This is a genomic window from Roseobacter insulae (assembly GCF_019375555.1).
GTDB lineage: Bacteria > Pseudomonadota > Alphaproteobacteria > Rhodobacterales > Rhodobacteraceae > Roseobacter > Roseobacter insulae.
This window is the reverse complement of record NZ_JAHXDN010000011.1, coordinates 38,346-57,196: the sequence shown is the minus strand read 5'-3', so window position 1 is coordinate 57,196 and position 18,851 is coordinate 38,346. Positions and strand designations below refer to the sequence as shown.

Genomic DNA, 18,851 nt, shown 5'->3' with positions numbered 1-18,851 from the left:
GGCCTATCGCAGGCTGCTGACCTGTGATGTTGGGGAGGTCTGCGGCGGGGCCAGGGTATCATCCGCTTCATCGCGCAGGACTTCATCGATGACGAAAAGCGGACGCTGCTTGCTCTGCATGTAGAGCCGCCCGATATATTCCCCCAGGATCCCGATCACGATCAGCTGGATCGCCCCGAGGATCAGCACGATCAGCATGACCGATGTCCAGCCCTGTACCGTTGTCCCCCGCATGAAACCCAGCAACACGTATATGGCTACCGGCACCGAAGAAAGAGCACAGAGAAACCCCAGCCATGTGGCGAGCCGCAGCGGGATCGTCGAAAACCCGGTGATCGCATCGGCGGCAAACAGCAGCATCTTCTTGAGCGGATATTTCGTCTCGCCGGAAAACCGTTCGGCGCGTTCGTATTCCAGCGCCGCCTGCCGGAAACCGATCCACGAGACCATGCCCCGGATAAAGCGGTGCTGCTCGGGCATTTGCAGCAGGACATTGAGCGCCTTGCGGCTCATCAGCCGGAAATCCCCGGTATCCAGCGGCATGTCGAGATCGACGAGCTTGCGGAAAAACCTGTAAAAAAGCTTGGCCGATGCCTTTTTGAAGATACTTTCGCCGGCACGGTTGATCCGCTTGCCGTAGACCACGTCGAACCCCTGATCCATTTTTTCCAGCATCGGCCCCAGCAGTTCGGGAGGATCCTGCAGATCGGCGTCAATGATCAGGATACGGGCACCGCGGCAGACGCTCAGCCCGGCGGTCAGGGCCAGCTGATGTCCATGGTTGCGCGACAGGAACACGCCGGTGACGCGCGGGTCCGCGGTATGGGCGGCGCGCATGAGCCGGGCCGTTTCATCCCCGGAGCCGTCATCCACCAAAACGATCTCGTAGGAGGAGATGTTGATGTCCTGCAACGCCGAGGTGACACGTTTGATCAGCTCTTCCAGCACGGCCTCTTCGTTATAGCAGGGGACAACGACGGAAAGATAAGGGTCACTCATGGGAAATCCATTCCTTGGGCCGCGGGGTGAAACCGCCACGACAGAGACTGTATTTCACGGTGCTATGACGGCTTTGGGGCAAGAGAATGTCACAGGTCAGTTGCATGATGTCCGGTCCAGTCCGTCTCGCAGGTATATATCCCACAACGCCGATCTCCGGCATAGCTTGAAGTGTTCTTTCGTGATCCGGCGCAAAGGGCTTTCAGCCTCCGCAAAGCGGGCGATCATCGCGATGTCCAGATCGGCCCGCAGCGTTTCGGGGTCCTGAAACTCGGGCGAGGTATCCCATTGCCACGGAGGGTAGGCCAGAACAGGCGGCGCCCCCAGGGCGAAGCTGAAGGAGAACCGCGTATCGGCCGCGATGCCGTATTCCGCGGCCCCGGGCATCTGCGCCAGCTGGTGAAACCCGTCCGCCAGCATGATGTATTCGATACCGGTGTCGAGCGGCGCGCCTTCTGCCCGGCGGATGGTGGCCGCACGGGTCAGCTGCGCCAGCCGGTCGGGAGCATTGGGTTTGCTGATCACCCGGTAGAGGTCTTTTCCCGGGCGCGCTTCGGCATAATAGCCAGCCAGCGGGCCTGCCGGGAACAGGACGCGGGATTGATTGTTCAGTGCGATCACCCCTGTTCCCAGTGTATTCAGCAGATGCGGGCCGGCAAAGGCTGCCATCAACACCAGCGCCATGATGCGCACCGGGTGGCGGGGGCCGGCCCCGGCTTGCCTGACAACTTCGGCCAGACACAGGCTCAGGGCGGTGACAAGCACCAGGAACTGATGACCGATGGATCCCATGCCACCCATGGTCAGGGCCATGCCGAATGCGCCCGCACCCAGTGCCAGAGTCGTGATCAGAACCGGTACCCATGCCACGCCCGCCGTGGTCAGTGTGAGGATCAGGCTGGCAATCGCAAGCACCAGAACGGTTGGCTGGTTGCTCAGTAATCCGAGTGTTTTCCAGATCAGCCCCGTGGGTGTCAGCCTGTCTCCCACCGAGGCCGCCGCATATCTGGAAGAGCCGATGAATTTGGAAAACCCCGGATCCAGCAGCCCCATGGCCATAACGACCCCGACCGCAACCCAGATGCCGGACCAGATCCTGCCCTGGATCAGCAGCACCAGCAGCACTGCGGGCAGGATAACACCAAAGGAGGTTTTCAGGAGCATCAACATGACGATGATCGCCCCGGTGACCGCCCCCGCGATGGCCTCAAGTATCTTGTTCGGCGTTGCCAGGAAACAATAGAAAAACGCGGCAAGCCCCAGCGACATGGCAAACCGGTTATAGACAAAGGAGTGGGCCGACATCGGCTTGGTAATGGCCGGAATGATTTCCATGGGGGCCCGCATCAGCATGCAGGCGGACGTGAAGATGGCAAAAAGCAGGTAGCTCCACAGTCCCGTGCGGCGGTAGCAGATCACCCCTCCCAGGATCAGGGCTGTTCCGGCCATCAGCAAAGATGCATAATCGAGCGCCTTGAGCGTGGGGCCGAACAGGCTGAAACCGAGGGCGATGTATTCGCCAAAGAGCCCTGCGTAGTGATGGCCGAAATCAAGAACCGGGTCGGCACCTTGCAGAATGCGCCAACCGATGTCGGCAGAAAACAGGGTATCCGCCATGTGATTGGTGTCGTAAACAACCGGCACAACGGCAAAGACCAGATAGAACGGGACAAGCAGGCCGAAACCAAGAAACCAAGAAATCTTCTGCACAAGACGGCCCTGCGGTTAAATGAAGTGATAAAATACGACGCCACAACAACTTGGCCGGGCCCTTCTGACCTACAAGACACCATGCATGGCGTGAAGCCCCGGGCCGGAGAAAATGACGGGCTGTGTGGGAGTTAACACAGGTCCATTTGCGCCAGCACATCGCGCAGCACAGGCGGGTCCACGTGGATGTCATTGCCGACAGGCTGGCCCAGAACAAAACCGTAGCGCAGCCCCAGCAAGCCCGAGATGGAATAATAGGCCCGGCTCCTGTGGCCTTGCTGGAAGATTTCCAGCACCCGCGTGTCGGGCTGACAGAAAGCCAGATTGGCCAGCGCCGCCCCATGCGCACAGACAATAGATTCTGCCTGTGCAAAAATCTCCGCCTGCTCTGCGATACTGAAATCAGACATCACGACAGAGACGAAGCCCATCTCTTTCAGCTCCGCCTCGATCTGCGGCTCGTTGTGAATGCGCCGCACGGCGGCATCCGCGCGGGAGACGTAGACCCGCCTGCCCGGTGGGGTGAACCCCTTCAGATCCCGGCGCAGCGCGGGCAGGTAGCGGTCCTTGAGAAACTTCATGGCATGGGCCGATACCACCGCATAGGTCGACAGGTTGGCCGGGATCGCCAGGGTCTCAAAGGCGTGCACGCCGTCAGGCAGCCACAACACAGGCCGGTTCGGGGCGATCAGGTCCAGCGACTTGCGGGCAAATTTCGGCGCGCGTTCGGACATCACGATGGGGGTGCCCCGCAGCGTGGGATCGGTCAGAAACGTTTCCAGCCTTGGGATCATATCGATGGTCCAATGATAGAAATTATGTGCCCAGCTTGTCTGCATCAGGAAGCCGCTGGCATGGCGCTGCACCGGTTTGCGCAGACCGACCACTGCCTGTGGCAGCGCGTATTTGGGATTATGCAGAACCGATTTACTCGGGTAATTGTCCAGCACGATGCCCTGTGCCGTCGTATGGACCGCCGTGGGATAGGACAGGCGGGCGTCCTGGGTCCACAGGGTGCCGGTCACCCGGGTGGCCTTTTCCGCCACGGTCATCCTGAGGTAGTCTGCATAGGCCTGGGCGTCAGGTCCGGCGGGCTTGTGAATGGGGTGATCCGGCGTGAAGAGCTCTTCGTGCATCAGCCCTGATGTCTCCTGGCCCGTGCCGCCCGTCCGCCCCAGGCTGCAGTCTTTTCTTTCGAACCAGGCAAAAAAGGCCCTGCGCAGTCCCAGCTTTTGCCACAGGCGCGGCACGACCAGTGCCAGGGTGGGCACCATTTTGCGAAGAACCTGTTTCAAGATGCCACCTGCGGTAAGAGAACTGCCTGCCCTGCGCTATACGGTCTGCGGGCAAGTCCTTTCAATAGCTATCGGGGATCTGCTGGCGGTCGGTTCCCGGGGCACCTGATCCTTGCTCCGTCCATCGGTAAAGTGGCTTGCCGGTCATCCGCCCCTTCCCCGGTCATCTCGACACCGGGCTGGAGGCGTGTCAGGACCCCGGATCAGGACAGGTGATGACACAGGCCGGATATGCCTGGTTGCTTCCCCGAGGGCCCGGGGTAAGAAGGCGGGGCCGCCATATCGCGGGTCACACATGGAGACGAAGACATGCGAATAACTTTTGTGTTGCCGCGCCCCTTTCTCAACGGCGGCATGCGGGTCATCGTGCAACATGCCAAAGGACTGCAGGAGCTGGGCCACGAGGTGACGCTCGTGTTGAGGGGCTCCAGGAAACGTTCCCTGCTGCGCAAGATAAAAGACCTGTTTGCCAAAAGGCGTTTCCGACCCCTTAAACCGGAATTCTTTCACGAAACCGGGCTGAACGTCATCACGCTGGAGACGGACCGGGCGGTCGGGGCCGCCGATGTGCCGGACGCGGATGTTGTGATTGCAACCTGGTGGACGACAGCCGCTCCCGTGGCGGCCTTGCCGAAAGAGAAAGGCGCCAAGGTCTATTTCGTGCAGGATTACGGCGCTGAAAGCACCCCGCAGGAGCCCCTTATCGAGACATGGCAACTGGGAATGAACGTCATTACCCTGTGCAACTGGCTTGCGGATCTGGTCCGTCAGCACGCATCGCCTCCCCTGCTGGAAATCGTGCCCAACGGCATTGATGCGGAAGCTTTCGCCGCCTCGGTCACGGCGGCGGCGCGACAGCCGCAGGATCCGCCGACCGTCGGGCTTCAGGCCCGGGGCAGTTACCAGAAAGGCACCGATATCGCCGCCGCCGCCCTGTGCCTTGCGGCACGGGAGGTGCCGGGGCTGCGCGCGCGGTCGTTTGGTTTCAGCCCGGTGCGCGGCGATATCGCGCTGCCTGCCGGAAGCATTCATCACCGCGCCCCTTCCGACGAGGAGGTGCCCCGGATTTACGCGGATTGCGATCTCTGGCTGTTTCCTTCCCGCAAGGAAGGTTTTGGCCTGCCGATACTCGAAGCCCTCGCCGTCGGGACACCCGTCATCGCCACGCCGGCAGCAGCAGCCCCGGAGCTTATCTCTGCACGGAACGGGGCCTTGCTGGATGATTTCGCCCCGGAGACGATGGCCGCCGCGATTGTCGAATTCTACGCCCTGCCGGAGGAAAAGCGCCGGAAACTCTCCGATGCCGCCTGGGCGGATGCGCGCAAATACAGCTGGTCTGCCGCGACACGGCAATTCGAAGCCGCCCTGGAAAAAGCGATGGCGGCCTCCGGCTAGGCCACGCAGGGGGTCAGGGGCCGTTCAGCCACCCGGTCAGCCCTTGAGGGTATGGATGGTGGTGTCGATGCGGGGGGCGGCATGCCCGATCAGCCGTGTCAGCGCCTTGTTGGCATAGATGCGCCGCTTGCCTGATCCGGCAGGCGGGCCGATGAAGGTCCTGGCAGGGGCTGTCCCGGTCGCGGTGCCAAGCCGGGCCAGAATGGCCTGCATCCTGTCTGCCTGGAAAAGATCCTCAAAGGCGATCTCGGTCTGCTCATAGCCCTGCCAGAAATCCCAGAACTGATCGTACCATGCCTCGTAGCGGGTCAGCGGTTTGCCCGGCTCTTCCTCATTCCAGCGCGCCATTGACCGGCAGACATCCGCCCGGGGGCGCCGCACCGTCACCACGATGCCCGCCTCCAGCACGCGCAGCACCCGCGGATCCTGCGCCACGGCCTCATTCAGCCCGAAAGGGACATGTGTCTTGACCACATAACCTGCGTCCGGGGTGACCTTGCCCAGCAGATCGGACCCGTTCCGGCCCTGTTTCCAGCATTGATCGAGATCCACGTAAAGCGGGCGACCGCGGTAGGCGGGCATGTTGTTGAGGATCATGTCGATCAGCACATGGGTGCCGCTGCGCATCGGGGTGGCGACGATGATATTGGGCCGCCCGCGGGGGCGCAAAACACCTGGGGGGCTGACAACGCGGGGATTGTTGAACGGCAAAAGCCGGGCCCCGATGAAATTCGTCAGATCAGACGTTTTGAAAGCCATATCCAGCCTCTTTCTTGGTCCTGCTTTCCATAGCAGCGGATTTGGGAAACGTCAGGCGCGATATACCTTTTGGGGCCGTCACAACAGTTGAACAATGATGTTTATCCTATAAACAGGCAATATTGACGAAAGCTTGTTGTTAAGAGGATGTTCTGATGGTGCAACACCGGGGAAGACCCTTTCGCTGGGCCATCTTCGGAACCGGTTCTGTTGCCCGTAAATTCACCCTCGATCTGCGCTGTCTCGGCGGCGCCGCAGAGGCCCGTATCGTGGCGTCGCGCACATCGGAAAATGCCCGCCGATTTGCCGCCGGCCTGGGCGTTGCCGAGGTTGCGCCGGATTATGCCGCTGCCGCCCGGGCCGAGGTTGACGCGATCTACATCGCCACCCCTCCTGCCCTGCACGAAGCCCATGCGATGCTGGGGATCGCGGCGGGCAAAGCGGTTCTGATCGAAAAACCCATCGCCGCAGATGCACCGGCGGCCCGGCGTATTGCCGCCGCCGCCGAAGAGGCCGGTGTTTTCTGCATGGAGGCGATGTGGACGCGGTTTCAGCCCCTGCCCGAAGCGGTACGCAGGGTGATCGACGCTGGCAAACTGGGGGAGCTGCGCGGGTTCGAGGCGCGTTTCATGGGGGCGAACAAACCAGACCTCGACAGCAGTCTTTTTGATCCTGAACGGGGCGGCGGTGCCTTGCTGCACCGGGGGATTTATCCGCTGTCTCTGGCCCGGTATCTGCTGGGGGAAATCAGGACCACGCAGGCAACCTCCCGGATTGGCGGGACCGGTGTCGATGAAGACACGGCATTGATCGTGCAGCATGCATCGGGGGCCATATCGACCCTGCGGTCTTCGCTGCGCGCGGCAGGGCCCGACGGGGCGGTGATCTACGGCACCGATGCAACGCTTTACCTCGACGGCCCGATCTGGCGGCCCACGGGGGCCCGGCTGGTGCCCACGGTGCCGGCAGGGGCCGCCACGACCGGCCCGCGCAGGTTCGAGGCGTTTCGCGAAAGCCGCCGGGGCCTGCAGCTGTCCGGCCTCCTGTCGCGCCTGCGACGCCTGTCGGGGCGCGGTCAGACACGGATCAGCGCTCCTTTTGACGGAAACGGCTACCACTACGAAGCGCAGGCCGTCATGCAGGCCGTGTCGGAAGGCCATATTCAGGACATAAGGATGCCGCTCTCGGAAAGTATCGAGATCCTGCAGATCATCGATGAGGCCCGCGCCCCGAAAGCCGCAGGAGTGTGACTATGAAAATCGGCGTCATCGGCTGCGGCTACGTGTTCGACCATTACATGACCACCCTGCCCCTGCATCCCGGGATCAAGATTGCCGGGGTCACGGACCGGAATGCTGCGCGCGCGCAGCAGGTGAGCGACTATTACGGCCTGCGGGTCTACGAGGACACCGCGGCGATGCTGGCGGATGATGACATCGCGATCATCGCCAATTTCACCTCCATTGAATCGCACGGGGCCATCACGAAGGCGGCGCTGGAAGCGGGCAAACATGTCTATTCCGAAAAGCCCTTTGTCACCGATATGGGTGAGGCGCGGGCGCTGGCGGATCTGGCGGCGGAGAAGGGGCTGCGCCTGTCCTGCGCGCCCTCCAATGCGCTGAGCGCCACGGTGCAGACCCTGTGGAAAGCGGTGGAAGACGGGGCCGTGGGCGATGTGCGCATGGTCTATGCGGAGTTTGACGACAACCCGGTCTACCTGCTGCAGCCCGAGACATGGAAATCCCGCTCCGGCGCGCCCTGGCCTTACCTGCATGAATACGAGATGGGCTGCACCTGGGAACATATCGGCTATCACCTGACATGGATGTGCGCGCTGTTTGGCCCGGTCCGGTCGGTCACCGCCTTTTCCAAGGTCACCCTGCCCGACAAGACCGACCTGCCGCTCGATCCTGCGGGTACCCCCGATTTCTCGCTGGCCGCGCTGGATTTCGAAAGTGGTGTCGTGGGGCGGATCACCTGTTCCATCGCAGCCCCCACCGATCACCGCATGCGGATCATCGGCAACGCGGGGGTGATCAGCGCCGATACCTATCGCGACTACACCTGCCCGGTTTATCTGGAGGCTTTCGCGCCCTTCACGCTGAAACTTCAGAACCTGCGGGCGATGCGCAACAATTCCCTTTTACAGAGCCTGTTCGGCATCGGCGGGCGCCGGGTGCCACTGGCCGAAAGCCCGCCCCCGGGCGCCACGGAGATCACCCGCCTGCCAGCCCTGACAGCCTCGCCCAAGAGCTGGATCAGGCGCCTGATGCGTCACCAGCGGGGCCAGCAGGACAAATGCATCGGGCTGGCGGAACTGGCCGATGCGATCACCACGCAGCGCGCGCATTTCCCGCCCGCCGATTTCACCCTGCACCTGACCGAGCTGACACTGGCCATTCAGGGCGCGGGGCCGGAGGGCGCGAACCACCGGCTGGAAACCCGGTTTGATCCTGTCGACCTGCCCGCGCGGACCCGTGCGGTGGCCCCCGATTACACGGGCTGGCGCGGCCTTGCACCCCTTCCGCGCCTGATCGCGGGCCTGATGAAGACCCGGGGGTAGAGGCAGATGACACACCCCGCCCTGCCCCGTATCGCCTATCTGACCGGCCAGTACCCCGAGGTCTCGCTGACCTTTATCCTGCGCGAGGTTGAAGCGCTGCGCGCGCTTGGCATGGAGGTGCAGACCTGCTCGATCCGCCGCACCCCGCCGGAACAACACCCCGGCCGGGCCGAGAAAGCCGCCGCGGCCAGCACCTTCCACGTGTTGGAAACATTGCGCAACCCGCTGAAGTTCCTGGCCGCGCAGATGTATCTGCTGCGCCAGCCGGGACGTTATTTTCGCGCCCTGCGCCTGGCGCTGCAGACCCGCGCCCCGGGGCTGCGGGCGCTGGTCTATCAGATCATCTTCTTCCTTGAGGCCACGGTGCTGGCGCATCATCTCAAGCGCGAAAAAATCACCCATCTGCACAATCATTTTGTCTTTGGCAGTGCGACGGTGGCGATGCTGGTCTCGGAACTGACGGACATCGATTACAGCTTTACCCTGCATGGCCCGGCCGACCTGTTCGAGCCCTACCGCTGGCGCATCGATGCCAAGACCGCACGGGCAAAATTCGTCTCTACCATCAGCCATTACGCCCGCAGCCAGCTGATGTTCTTCAGTGACCCGTCGCATTGGCACAAGATCCGCATCATCCATTGCGGGGTCACGCCGGAGCGTTATGCGCAACCCGCCCCGGCGCTGCCGGAGCGGCGCGCGGATGAAATCCGGCTGGTCTTTGTCGGGCGGCTGGCCCCGGTCAAGGGGCTGCGGGTGCTGCTCGACGCGATGCATCTTTTGCTGCCCGACCTGCCGCAGCTGCATCTTGTGCTGGTGGGTGATGGACCGGACCGCGCCCGGCTGGAAGAAACCGCCACCCCCCTGGGCGATGCGGTCACCTTCACCGGATACCTGTCGCAGGATGATGTGGCCCGGGCGATGCAGGCGGCGGATATCTTTGTGCTGCCCAGCTTTGCCGAAGGCGTGCCGGTCGTGCTGATGGAAGCCTTTGCCAGCGCCAGGCCGGTCATCGCCACCCAGGTGGCCGGGGTCGGAGAGCTGGTCGAGGAGGGTGAAAGCGGCTTTCTGGTGCCCCCCGGCGATGTGGAAACGCTCGCCGCGCGGATCCGCTCCCTTGCGGACGATGCCGATCTGCGCCAACGCATGGGCGCGCGCGGCCGGGCCCGCGTGACGGAGGATTTCGACATCCGCATCGAAGCCGCCCGGCTGGTCCGGCTCTTTGCCGAGGGGCCGGGTGACGATATCCGCCCCGATCCCCTTGCGCCCGCGCGCGATTAGCGGGTCAATGCGAGCGCCTTGAGCGAGTTGGGGTCAGCCCATCTGCTGGTATTCTCCGGGTCCGCGATAAACTGCGTGATCAGATGGCTCCACTCGATCCCGATATACAGACTGTTCAGGGCCGTTTCCGAATTGGCGGACAGTCGGGCATAAAGCGCCTGATCCCCGCATAGCTGCTTCAGTGTTGCCGCAAGAGACTCCGGATTGCTCCCGGCAAAGACCATGCATCCCTGCCCGTCGGTGATCCGTCCCCGGAACGCGGGGTGATCGGAGACGACAAGGGGCGATCGTGACGCCAGCCCCTCGTAGATCGTGTTGGGCATGCCCTCCGGATAGCTGTGCCGCGATGGCACAAGCACAATGTCATGCGCCCGCATCTGCGTGGAGACGTCCGTATTGGGGATTGTGCCGATGAAATGCGCTGACCCCGCCACGCCAAGGGCTTCGGCCCGGGTTTTCCAGCTGTCGAGATCTCCCTGGCCTGCAAAGGTGATCGACAGATCGAGGCCGCCCGCTCGCACCTTGCCGAGGGCCACGAGACAGTCATCCACGCCCTTGTCCGGCGTCAGCTTGCCTGCAAAAAACGCCCTTGGCTGATCTGGTCGGGCCAGAGCGGATTTGGGGGGCTCTACCGCTTCGATCCGCCGCCAGTCCCAGGGCAGGATCCTGCGGGCGGGATAGAACAGGGCGCGGGCCATGGAACGGGATGCATTGAGACTGTGGTTGGACACGCAGGAGATATGCGCGCCGGTCAGGACCTGCCTCAGGCGCAGGTTCTGAACCAGCATGCGCAGATTGGTATTCTCAAAAATATCCGCAAAGACCGGCAATGTTCTGACGCTGTTTTTCTTGGCATGGGCCAGCACTTCCACAAAGGGGGTCCGGCAAATGAAAAGATCGGGCCGGACCCGGCGGAAGAGATCCGCGATGAAAGCCTCAGTAAACGCCGCCCGCGGTGCCGCGATGGAATGCAGGCCGGGGGCCAGGACAAGATCGTGTTTTTGCTTGTGGATCGCCACCACCGTGATGCTGTGTGTCGGCGCCAGCGCGGCGACAGCATCCACCGAATGACGCTGGTCGCGGTACATTTCGACCCCGCCCTGTTCAAAACGCTGATATGCTTCAGCAAAATTTCCGTGCTGAAGAAACAAGATATTCATTTACGAAAAGCCCTTTGGGCAGATTTCAGGAACCTCATGATGATCCCGCCGATCCCCTGCCTGTATAATGTGCTCTCAATCCCCCAGATACCGGCCTACCGTACAGCCATCCTGCAGACTGGCCTTGATTTATCTTGAAAATATCCAGATGACTACAGCCGAAAAAAGGCCCCTTCCATAAAATTGCCATACCGGCAGCTTTTCTTGACTTCCACGTCACCCCGGGCAGAACGCGAGCAGCCGCCGGCAGGGAAAGAAGTGCAAAAATGATTATCAACAAGGCCCATGATTTCGGCTTCGTGCATATTCCCAAATGTGCAGGGTCCACGATCCGCCAGCAATTGCGCGACAAGGATGATGCGCAGGGTAAATTCTATCACACGATGACGATCCCGGAGCTGGGCAAGGTGAATGCCAACCATCTGCCGCTTGCGGTACTGGCGGCGCATTTCCCGCAGGATTTCGAGGCGCTGCGGGCCGTGACCTCCTACGCGATTGCGCGTGCACCGATGGAGCGGTTCATCTCGTCCATGGCGCAATATCTGCGCCGGGACGACCAGAATCCCGCCGAGATGTCCGCCGCGGAGATCCGCAAACGCACCCTGGCGGTTATTGCAGAACTCTCCGCCAGCGGGGCCGCGCCCGAAATGCGGCATACGATCTTTCTGCGGCAGGCGGGTTACGTTTTTCTGCAGGGTGAGAAGATCATCGATCACGTCTACCCGATGACCCGGATGGAGGCGCTTTTTGACAGGATAGAGACACAACACGGGTTTGATCTGATCCGCGATACGGTCTGGAACCCCACGGTGACCTACCGCTTCCCCCTGATCAGCCGCCCGCTCAAAAGCCTCAAGGAAACCGCCCAGAAACTCTTGCCCGTCAAGACCTATGCAAGCGTCCGGGATCTGGGCTTCAGGTTGTTCACCACCAGGGGTGTCGCGGCATTGAATGACACGCTGCTGAACATGTCCGAAGTCACGGCCTTTGTGCAGGACTACTACGGTGAAGATAAGAAACTCTATCAGGAGGCTTTGCGCGCAACCGATCCGGACAAGCAGGATGGGCGACAGGAGATGCCAGCGTGAAGAAGAAGCTGTCACGCCTTCTGTCCGGGGATGGCGTTCGGGCCCGGTTCAGCCGCGGAGCCGGGCTGACGGTGCTCAATTTCGGCAGCGGCAACCTGCTGCGCCTGCTGTCGAACCTGATCCTCACCCGGCTGCTGTTTCCCGAAGCTTTCGGCCTGATGGCGCTGGTGCAGGTCTTCACCACCGGGCTCAAGATGTTTTCCGACACCGGGCTGAAGACCTCGATCATCCGCAGCGAGCGTGGCGATGATCCGGATTTCCTCAATACCGCCTGGACCCTGCAGATCCTGCGCGGCGCGATTCTGTGGCTGGGAACCTGTGCGCTGGCCTGGCCCGCGGCCCAGATCTACGGGGCGCCCATGCTGGCCCAGCTGCTGCCCGTGGCCGGGCTGAACATGCTGATCAATGGCTTCGCGCCCACCAGTGTCGCCACCGCCAACCGCAACATGACCCTGGGCCGGGTCACGATGATCAATATCGGCACACAGGTGCTGGGGATCACGCTTATGGTGGTGATGGCCTGGTGGCTGCAATCGGTCTGGGCGCTGGTGATTGGCGGGCTGGTCAACACCGGCGCCACCGTCATCCTGCAGCACCTGACCTTGCCGGGCATCCGCAACCGCCTGCGGTTCGAGCGCGCAGCTTTTGACGAGCTCTTCTCCTTTGGCAAGTTTGTCTTTCTCAGCACCGCTGTCACCTTTCTGATCAACCAGGGCGACAAGGCCATTCTGGGCGGCTACATCTCGCTGGCCGATATGGGGGTCTACAACATCGGATATTTCCTGGGTTCCGTGCCGTTCCTGCTCAGCCGGGCGGTCAATTCCAATGTGATCTTCCCGCTCTACCGGGTGGCGCCTGTCGCTGAAGGCCCAAAGAACCGGGCCAAGGTTTTCAAAGCCCGGCGCATGGTCAGCGGCGCCTGCCTGCTGGGGGCCGCGATCATGGCTTATTCAGGGGTTTATCTTGTCGATCTGATGTATGATCCACGCTACAGCCTTGCCGGGCCCATTGTCGTGATGCTCAGCTTTACGCTGGTGCCGCAAATCGTGATCACCAGCTATGGCGCGCTCTTGCTGGCCGCGGGGGATGCGAAGAATTTCTTCCGGATCAACCTGATGACGGCAATCGTGCAAACAGCCCTGATGTTCGCCGGCGTGATCTGGTTTGGCATCTTCGGTGTGTTGCTGGCCCCGGCGCTGGCACTTTTTGCGACCCACCCGATGCGGATGAAATACCTGCGCCGCGCCCAGGGCCATGACGGATGGGGCGACTGCGTATTGCTGGGCACCGGATTTTTGGTCACCGGCGGCGCCTGCTGGCTGCATTGGGACGAGGTGGTGAGGCTGATCTCCTGATATGCTGGCCCGAAAGGGCTACTTGTACTCGATCAGGGCCGCTTTGCGCCCGCGCAGGCGGTGCATGTGAAATTCCAGCACCCCCAGGGCTTCGGGGGTTTTGCTCAGGGTCAGGAACAGCGCTTGCACGGGATCGCCGGACCGCTGTGTCAGCCGCCCCCATTGCAGCGGCCACAACAACACCAGCGGCAGTGCCCAGGGGGTCACCAAGACACCCGCGGCAACCGCGAGCGGCAAGGCCATTCCCCAGATCAGGGCGCGGCGGGTCTGGGCAACGTTATGCCGTTCGGGCGGCGCACCGTGCAACGCGGCCCCTTCGGCATAGGCATGCCCGGCACGGCGGGCGCGTTTCCACCATTGCGAAAAGCGCGTGAGGGCGGCGTCATGCCAGGTCATCTCCGCCTCCAGCCGCCAGATCTGCCACCCGGCCTTGCGCAGGCGCACGCAAAGCTCAGGCTCCTCCCCGGCAATCAGGTCGGGATTGTACCCCCCAACCTGCCGAAGCGCAGACAGACGCATCAGCACGTCCCCGCCACAGGCCCGCGTCTCGCCGCAGGGCGTGTCCCATTCCAGATCAATCAGCCGGTTGTAGACCGATGCCTCGGGGAAACGCTCCCGCCGGCGACCGCATACCGCCGCCACCTTTGGATGATCGGCCAGAAAACCCGTTGCGGTCTCGATCCAGCCGGCACGCAATTCGCAATCGCCATCGATGAATTGCACCAGATCGGGCGGCGGGGTCTGAGCCACAAGCGCCTGTATCCCGGCGTTGCGGGCCCGGGCCGCGGTGAAGGGGCGGTCTGTATCCAGTAGCACCACCTGCGCCCCGGCCGCCTCTGCCGCCGCGACACTGCCATCGTCAGAACCGGAATCCACGTAGATCACCGGGGAGACATCTTCCCCCAGCGCCGCCAACCCCCGGATCAGCCGGTCGCCTTCGTTGCGCCCGATGATGATGGCGCCAACGCTCATGCGGTGGCAAACCCGTAACAGGCATCAAGGGCCGGATGGTCGGGAAAAAGCTCTGCCAGCGCTGTGCGGTCCGGCGTGAATGTCCGTTCCAGCCGGTGCCGCAGATCCGCAGGCAGCGCCGGGCGGTCACCATGCGTGCGCGCCAGCCGGATGCGGGTGCGCACCGATTTCGGCACCAGCGTGCGGCGCAGCATCGTGGCCAGCGGGTTGTCCACCAAAAGCCCCTGCAGGGGCAAGCGGCGCACCCGCTCGGCAGAGACATTCTGCGCCCCGATCCCATGATCCCAGACAAAAGGCCCTGCCCCCAGATGATCCCCGATGCGGCGCAATTCCCCCTCGGGGTCGGTTTTCAGCTGCTCAAGACTGGTCAGATAAATGCTTGGCAACCCGAACTCGGCAATGAAGGGCGCCAGCTGGCGCGGGTAACGCCCGTACTCCACCAGCTCGGCGTGGGTCGCAAAGGCCGCCACCGGGTCACGGTCCATCCGTCCTTCGCTCCATTCGTGAATATAATGCGAGACCGCGCGCGCCACCGGATCGCGGATCACGTAGATCAGCCGGGGGGCCTCCAGCATGGCGGCCATGCGCGGGACAGTCTGCGGATAGGTGGGCAGTTTGGTGTAATGGGTGCTGGCCTCGCCCTTCAGATCCCCTGGCGCCGCGGCGTCAAACAGGCTGTGGTACCAGCCCGCGCCCCTGGCGTAGACATCGTCATCGGAAAAGAAATTAGGCTCTTTCGGCGTGGTCATGAACACGCCGTCCTGGGCCGCCAATTGGGTCTGCAGGGTTGTGGTGCCTGATTTCATCGCACCGATGATCAGGAAATCGGGGCGCCCGGCGGCGCTCATTGCTCGTCACCCGGTGCGTAACGTGGTCCAAGCGGGCGGGTGACATTGGTCCAGATGTCGCGCCCTTCCGCGGCGGTCATGGGTCTGACGCTGCGCCCGGCCAGCCGCGTGGTGTTCTTGATGAGACGCCCCAGGTGCCACATCAGGTTGGCCGCAACCATCCCGCCCCAGCCATGCGCCTGATAGAAGAACCGTGTGCGCGAGCTGTAAAAATAGCGTGGCATCCGCGCCCGCGCGCTTTTGAGCGATTTGACCGGGCCGGAGCCGCCGCGAAAATGCACGACAACGGCCTGCGGCACCTGCAGGATGCCCCATCCCGCCCGGCGCGCGCGCAGGCAGTATTCGGCGTCTTCAAAATACATGAAATAGCCTTCGTCCATGGGGCCAAGCGCCTTGATCATCGCACCCCGCAGCATGATGCAGGCAAAGCTCGCCCAGTCGATCTGATCCGGGGCGGGCGTGGCGCCGAGGGAGACCTCGCGGTGTTTGAGAAGCCGCGTCACCACGCTGAAGCGGGCGCTGCGGATCAGCTCGCTTGCCGGGCTGGGAAAGCGGAAACAACTGTCCTGGATACCCCCGTCCTCATAGTCGATCCGGGGCGCAAAAAGACCTTTGTCGGGGTGTTGACCGGCAGCCTCCAGAAGGGTGCGCAGGAACCCCGGCTGCAGGACCGCATCGGAATTCAGCACCAGGTAGAAATCAGCCTCGACGGCGGCAAACCCCTGATTATGCCCGCCCGAAAACCCCGAGTTGGTTTCGGACACCACCAGGCTCACGGGCAGATCATCCGGCTGTGCGGCAATCCAGTCGGCGATCTTTTCCGCCGATCCGTCCTGGGACAGGTTGTCCACCACGACGATATGCCCGTCGAGACCGGCCATGTCGTCAAGGACCGACTGCACGCAGTTCAGCGTCATCTCGGCGGTGCGGAAATTGATAATCGAAACAGCAATTTTATGCGGCATATCAGGTGTCAGATTTCTTTGATGTCCCGGCCCTGGGAGCCGCGCGGCTGTATCGGGGGGTCTGGGGGGTCTTGGCAGGCTGCGCGCGCCCGCGGCTATAGCGGTGTCGGCGCACCACCTGTTCCAAAGGCTGGGTCTTTGCGACCTCCGGTTCGGTTGCCGTCTGGATTTCCAGCCGGCCCAGAAGCGCCCCGGCCATCAGCCAGGTCACAACGGTCAGCCCGGCATTGGGGATAAGGTCGATCAGGTTTCCCGCCAGCACCAGCGCCAACATCGATGTGGCCGCGGTCACCTCGTATTTTCGTTTTCGCAGGGCCATCAACATGATCGGCACGGTCATCAGGCCGTAGCGGCAAAGGTATCCCAGCCACCCCTCGGTGCCGATCAGGATGACCCATTTGCCATCCGTGGTGGAAATGCTCCTGCCGGTTTCCGCATCATAGGCGCGGTTGCGCCCCCAGCCCCACCCGAACAGGGGCCTTTCGTTGGCCTTCGCCAACAGAATGTCTTCGTTATTGAGACGGTATTGCAGGGAGCTTGCGCGGTTGGGATCTATGCTCCGGGCCAGTTCGACAACCGTTTGGACCGGGACCAGATTAGCCCCTCTCAAAGCCGGGTAGACAAGGATAGCCCCCCCGATCAATGCCGCACAGATCAGCTGCAGGCGCACTGTCAGCAGCAGAACGACCGGCAACAGCAGCAGCGTGATGGCCAGGGCGCCAAATGTCTTTGACAGCAAAAGCGTGACCAGAAGCCAGAGCGTTGCAACCGCAAAGGCCGTCTTGTGCGCCGCCGGGGCCAGGCGGAAACTGGCGGCAGCGGCCAGCACGGCCCCGGACATGAAGATGCCCAGCCAGAGCCCGTGTTTCAAAAAGACCAGAGGACGAAACCCGTCGCCCCGGATGTGCTGTTGCCAGGAATGGGGGAAAAAACCGTACACCATCACGTTGAGCTGCGGAGACATCCGGATTTCGTAAAGCGCCAGCAGGGAATAGATCAGCCCGATGATGCAGAACACCTTTAACAGGGTGCGATGTCCCTGTTCCGTTGCGAGGAACTTGCGGGCCAGAAGCAGCGGCAGCATTTCGATCAATGTCTTGACCAGCGTGGACAGGGCCTCGTGCTGACCTATGCCCGGCAGGCGGGTTCCGCCGTAATTCAGATTATCGCCATTAAAGAGCACGGTCATAAAGGCGCTTGCGAAAAGCCCCAGCAGCAGGATGCGTGTGATGGGGTGCCGGGGAAGCCATCCCGGGAGCATTGAAATCTCCACAGCCCGGCCCGGGTGCCGTGCATCGGCTGCGTTTTTCCGCAGGAGCAGAAGCACCATGAAAAGCGCGGCCACGCTTGGCATGAAATGCTTATCGATCGCGGGAAACAAGGGCAGGTTGAGCTGCACTTTTTCTGGCAGAAACAGATATCCCAGAATGATCGAACAGCATAGGGCGACCGGCAGGTCGAACCGCCTGAACAGCATCAGAACCGCCAGGGGCCACATCAGGATTGTTATCAGGGGTGGCATCGGGTCACTCCCAAAGCGCGGTTTTGCCGGAACGCGCCCGAATGGCCCGGTGCAACAGGCCGGGCAGGATCGCGATACAGGCCCCGTAGCGCCGCGCCAGCCGCCGCGGGTTCAGCGCCAGCCGCCACAGCCACTCCCCGGCCAGCCGCCGGACGATCCTTGGGGCGCGCTGCTGCTGTCCCGAGATGAAGTCAAGCCCGGCGCCGATGGATATGAAGCCCATACCGGGCAGTGCCGCGCTGGCATGGGCGGCAAAGATCTCCTGTTTCGGCGCACCCAGGGCCAGAAAACAGAGACGCGCCCCTGACCGCTCCAGCGTCTCGATACAGTCCTGCGCCCCGGCACCGGTTGGATCGAACCCCATCGGCGGGGCAATCAAGGCTGCCACCTGCAGGTCGGGATAGCGGGCCCGCAGCACATCTGTCGCCGCTTTTAGCGAGGGTTCGGTGGCGCCCAGCACGGCGACCGGCGCGTTGTGGCGCGCGGCAAGCCCGGCCAAGGGGTCAATCAGCTCCGAGCCGGGCACCAGATCCACCTCATGTCCCGCAAGCCGGGAAAACCAGACAATCGGATTGCCATCCGCCGTAACATGGCTGTGGTGCAGATACGCCTGCCGGAAATCCGCGGATTTCCGCAGCTTCGTGACATGATCCAGATTGAGCGTTGCCACGGTGAAGCCACGCCCCGCCTGCAGATGCGCGGCGATGTCCTCCAGCAACAGATCGCGGGAGGCGACATTGACCCGGACGGCCTTTTGGGTGCTGGGCAAGGGCATCGCTGACTCCGGTGAAACTCTTCAAACCACATACAAAATTATCCTGGGGTTGTCTTACCAAATCATGGCCAGACCAAGGATATAAAAAGATTTCGGCGGGTGCCGGCCTTCCCGGGTTTCCGACAGCAGAAGCAGGCATGCTCACGCCCCGCAACGCCATCGTACGA

General features: G+C 62.5%; 17 protein-coding genes. 7 read left to right on the top strand and 10 right to left on the bottom strand.

The window, feature by feature from the left end; translation table 11 throughout:
• Positions 1–3: 3 nt before the first annotated feature.
• The 3 genes from KX928_RS23685 to KX928_RS23675 form a co-directional block, all read right to left on the bottom strand.
• The gene (locus KX928_RS23685) at positions 4–999 is read right to left on the bottom strand and encodes a glycosyltransferase family 2 protein (protein ID WP_219508022.1); all 996 of its coding nucleotides are present in this window, start codon (positions 997–999) and stop codon (positions 4–6) included.
• Between the two features lie 96 nt (positions 1,000–1,095).
• Positions 1,096–2,709, bottom strand: coding sequence for a hypothetical protein (locus KX928_RS23680; protein WP_219508020.1), 1,614 nt, complete (start codon positions 2,707–2,709; stop codon positions 1,096–1,098).
• Between the two features lie 131 nt (positions 2,710–2,840).
• Entirely contained in the window at positions 2,841–4,004 is a 1,164-nt protein-coding gene (locus tag KX928_RS23675) for a glycosyltransferase family 61 protein (RefSeq protein WP_219508018.1), read from the bottom strand.
• A gap of 309 nt (positions 4,005–4,313) precedes the next feature.
• Between KX928_RS23675 and KX928_RS23670 the strand changes: the two genes are divergently transcribed.
• Positions 4,314–5,399, top strand: a complete 1,086-nt coding sequence (locus tag KX928_RS23670; RefSeq protein WP_219508016.1) for a glycosyltransferase family 4 protein — start codon at positions 4,314–4,316, stop codon at positions 5,397–5,399.
• Between the two features lie 36 nt (positions 5,400–5,435).
• Here KX928_RS23670 and KX928_RS23665 read toward each other — a convergent pair whose 3' ends face one another.
• Positions 5,436–6,158, bottom strand: coding sequence for a hypothetical protein (locus KX928_RS23665; protein WP_219508014.1), 723 nt, complete (start codon positions 6,156–6,158; stop codon positions 5,436–5,438).
• A gap of 155 nt (positions 6,159–6,313) precedes the next feature.
• Between KX928_RS23665 and KX928_RS23660 the strand changes: the two genes are divergently transcribed.
• Genes KX928_RS23660 through KX928_RS23650 form a run of 3 tightly spaced genes read left to right on the top strand, consistent with a single transcriptional unit; the run spans position 6,314 to position 9,999 of the window.
• Positions 6,314–7,408 carry a Gfo/Idh/MocA family protein gene (locus tag KX928_RS23660; RefSeq protein WP_219508012.1) on the top strand — a complete coding sequence of 365 codons (1,095 nt, stop codon included), beginning with the start codon at positions 6,314–6,316 and terminating at the stop codon, positions 7,406–7,408.
• 2 nt (positions 7,409–7,410) lie between these two features.
• Positions 7,411–8,721: a Gfo/Idh/MocA family protein gene (locus KX928_RS23655; protein WP_219508010.1), complete on the top strand. Its 1,311-nt coding sequence runs from the start codon at positions 7,411–7,413 to the stop codon at positions 8,719–8,721.
• Between the two features lie 6 nt (positions 8,722–8,727).
• Positions 8,728–9,999, top strand: coding sequence for a glycosyltransferase family 4 protein (locus tag KX928_RS23650; RefSeq protein WP_219508008.1), 1,272 nt, complete (start codon positions 8,728–8,730; stop codon positions 9,997–9,999).
• Here the strand turns inward: KX928_RS23650 and KX928_RS23645 are convergent.
• A complete protein-coding gene (locus tag KX928_RS23645; protein ID WP_219508006.1) occupies positions 9,996–11,087 on the bottom strand; it encodes a glycosyltransferase family 4 protein in 1,092 nt (363 codons plus the stop codon). The two genes, KX928_RS23650 and KX928_RS23645, sit on opposite strands and share 4 nt — an antisense overlap.
• On the opposite strand from KX928_RS23645, the gene KX928_RS23640 reads away from it, so the two are divergent.
• From KX928_RS23640 to KX928_RS23630, 3 genes are all read left to right on the top strand, one after another.
• Positions 11,067–11,297 carry a hypothetical protein gene (locus KX928_RS23640; RefSeq protein WP_219508004.1) on the top strand — a complete coding sequence of 77 codons (231 nt, stop codon included), beginning with the start codon at positions 11,067–11,069 and terminating at the stop codon, positions 11,295–11,297. The genes KX928_RS23645 and KX928_RS23640 overlap by 21 nt on opposite strands.
• A gap of 128 nt (positions 11,298–11,425) precedes the next feature.
• Positions 11,426–12,247 (top strand): hypothetical protein, encoded by an 822-nt coding sequence (locus KX928_RS23635; protein ID WP_219507993.1) that lies wholly within the window; start codon positions 11,426–11,428, stop codon positions 12,245–12,247.
• Complete coding sequence (locus tag KX928_RS23630) at positions 12,244–13,602, top strand: oligosaccharide flippase family protein (RefSeq protein WP_308342434.1); 1,359 nt, start codon at positions 12,244–12,246, stop codon at positions 13,600–13,602. The genes KX928_RS23635 and KX928_RS23630 overlap by 4 nt, the downstream gene beginning before the upstream one ends.
• A gap of 18 nt (positions 13,603–13,620) precedes the next feature.
• Here the strand turns inward: KX928_RS23630 and KX928_RS23625 are convergent, their stop codons facing one another.
• The 5 genes from KX928_RS23625 to KX928_RS23605 are packed head-to-tail and all read right to left on the bottom strand — an operon-like array spanning position 13,621 to position 18,684.
• Positions 13,621–14,574, bottom strand: coding sequence for a glycosyltransferase family 2 protein (locus KX928_RS23625; RefSeq protein WP_219507991.1), 954 nt, complete (start codon positions 14,572–14,574; stop codon positions 13,621–13,623).
• A complete protein-coding gene (locus KX928_RS23620) occupies positions 14,571–15,422 on the bottom strand; it encodes a sulfotransferase family protein (protein ID WP_219507989.1) in 852 nt (283 codons plus the stop codon). The genes KX928_RS23625 and KX928_RS23620 overlap by 4 nt, the downstream gene beginning before the upstream one ends.
• Positions 15,419–16,387: a glycosyltransferase family 2 protein gene (locus KX928_RS23615; protein WP_219507987.1), complete on the bottom strand. Its 969-nt coding sequence runs from the start codon at positions 16,385–16,387 to the stop codon at positions 15,419–15,421. The genes KX928_RS23620 and KX928_RS23615 overlap by 4 nt, the downstream gene beginning before the upstream one ends.
• A 1-nt stretch (position 16,388) precedes the next feature.
• A complete protein-coding gene (locus KX928_RS23610) occupies positions 16,389–17,909 on the bottom strand; it encodes a hypothetical protein (protein WP_219507986.1) in 1,521 nt (506 codons plus the stop codon).
• Positions 17,910–17,913: 4 nt separating this feature from the next.
• Positions 17,914–18,684 (bottom strand): WecB/TagA/CpsF family glycosyltransferase, encoded by a 771-nt coding sequence (locus tag KX928_RS23605; protein WP_219507984.1) that lies wholly within the window; start codon positions 18,682–18,684, stop codon positions 17,914–17,916.
• Between the last annotated feature and the right edge of the window lie 167 nt (positions 18,685–18,851).

Coding starts and splice junctions, on each gene's coding strand:
- KX928_RS23685 (WP_219508022.1), bottom strand. CDS start 999: ATGAGTGACCCTTATCTTTCCGTCGTTGTCCCCTGCTATAACGAAGAG.
- KX928_RS23670 (WP_219508016.1), top strand. CDS start 4,314: ATGCGAATAACTTTTGTGTTGCCGCGCCCCTTTCTCAACGGCGGCATG.
- KX928_RS23665 (WP_219508014.1), bottom strand. CDS start 6,158: ATGGCTTTCAAAACGTCTGATCTGACGAATTTCATCGGGGCCCGGCTT.
- KX928_RS23660 (WP_219508012.1), top strand. CDS start 6,314: ATGGTGCAACACCGGGGAAGACCCTTTCGCTGGGCCATCTTCGGAACC.
- KX928_RS23655 (WP_219508010.1), top strand. CDS start 7,411: ATGAAAATCGGCGTCATCGGCTGCGGCTACGTGTTCGACCATTACATG.
- KX928_RS23650 (WP_219508008.1), top strand. CDS start 8,728: ATGACACACCCCGCCCTGCCCCGTATCGCCTATCTGACCGGCCAGTAC.
- KX928_RS23640 (WP_219508004.1), top strand. CDS start 11,067: ATGACGCTGGTCGCGGTACATTTCGACCCCGCCCTGTTCAAAACGCTG.
- KX928_RS23645 (WP_219508006.1), bottom strand. CDS start 11,087: ATGTACCGCGACCAGCGTCATTCGGTGGATGCTGTCGCCGCGCTGGCG.
- KX928_RS23635 (WP_219507993.1), top strand. CDS start 11,426: ATGATTATCAACAAGGCCCATGATTTCGGCTTCGTGCATATTCCCAAA.
- KX928_RS23625 (WP_219507991.1), bottom strand. CDS start 14,574: ATGAGCGTTGGCGCCATCATCATCGGGCGCAACGAAGGCGACCGGCTG.
- KX928_RS23620 (WP_219507989.1), bottom strand. CDS start 15,422: ATGAGCGCCGCCGGGCGCCCCGATTTCCTGATCATCGGTGCGATGAAA.
- KX928_RS23615 (WP_219507987.1), bottom strand. CDS start 16,387: ATGCCGCATAAAATTGCTGTTTCGATTATCAATTTCCGCACCGCCGAG.
- KX928_RS23610 (WP_219507986.1), bottom strand. CDS start 17,909: ATGCCACCCCTGATAACAATCCTGATGTGGCCCCTGGCGGTTCTGATG.
- KX928_RS23605 (WP_219507984.1), bottom strand. CDS start 18,684: ATGCCCTTGCCCAGCACCCAAAAGGCCGTCCGGGTCAATGTCGCCTCC.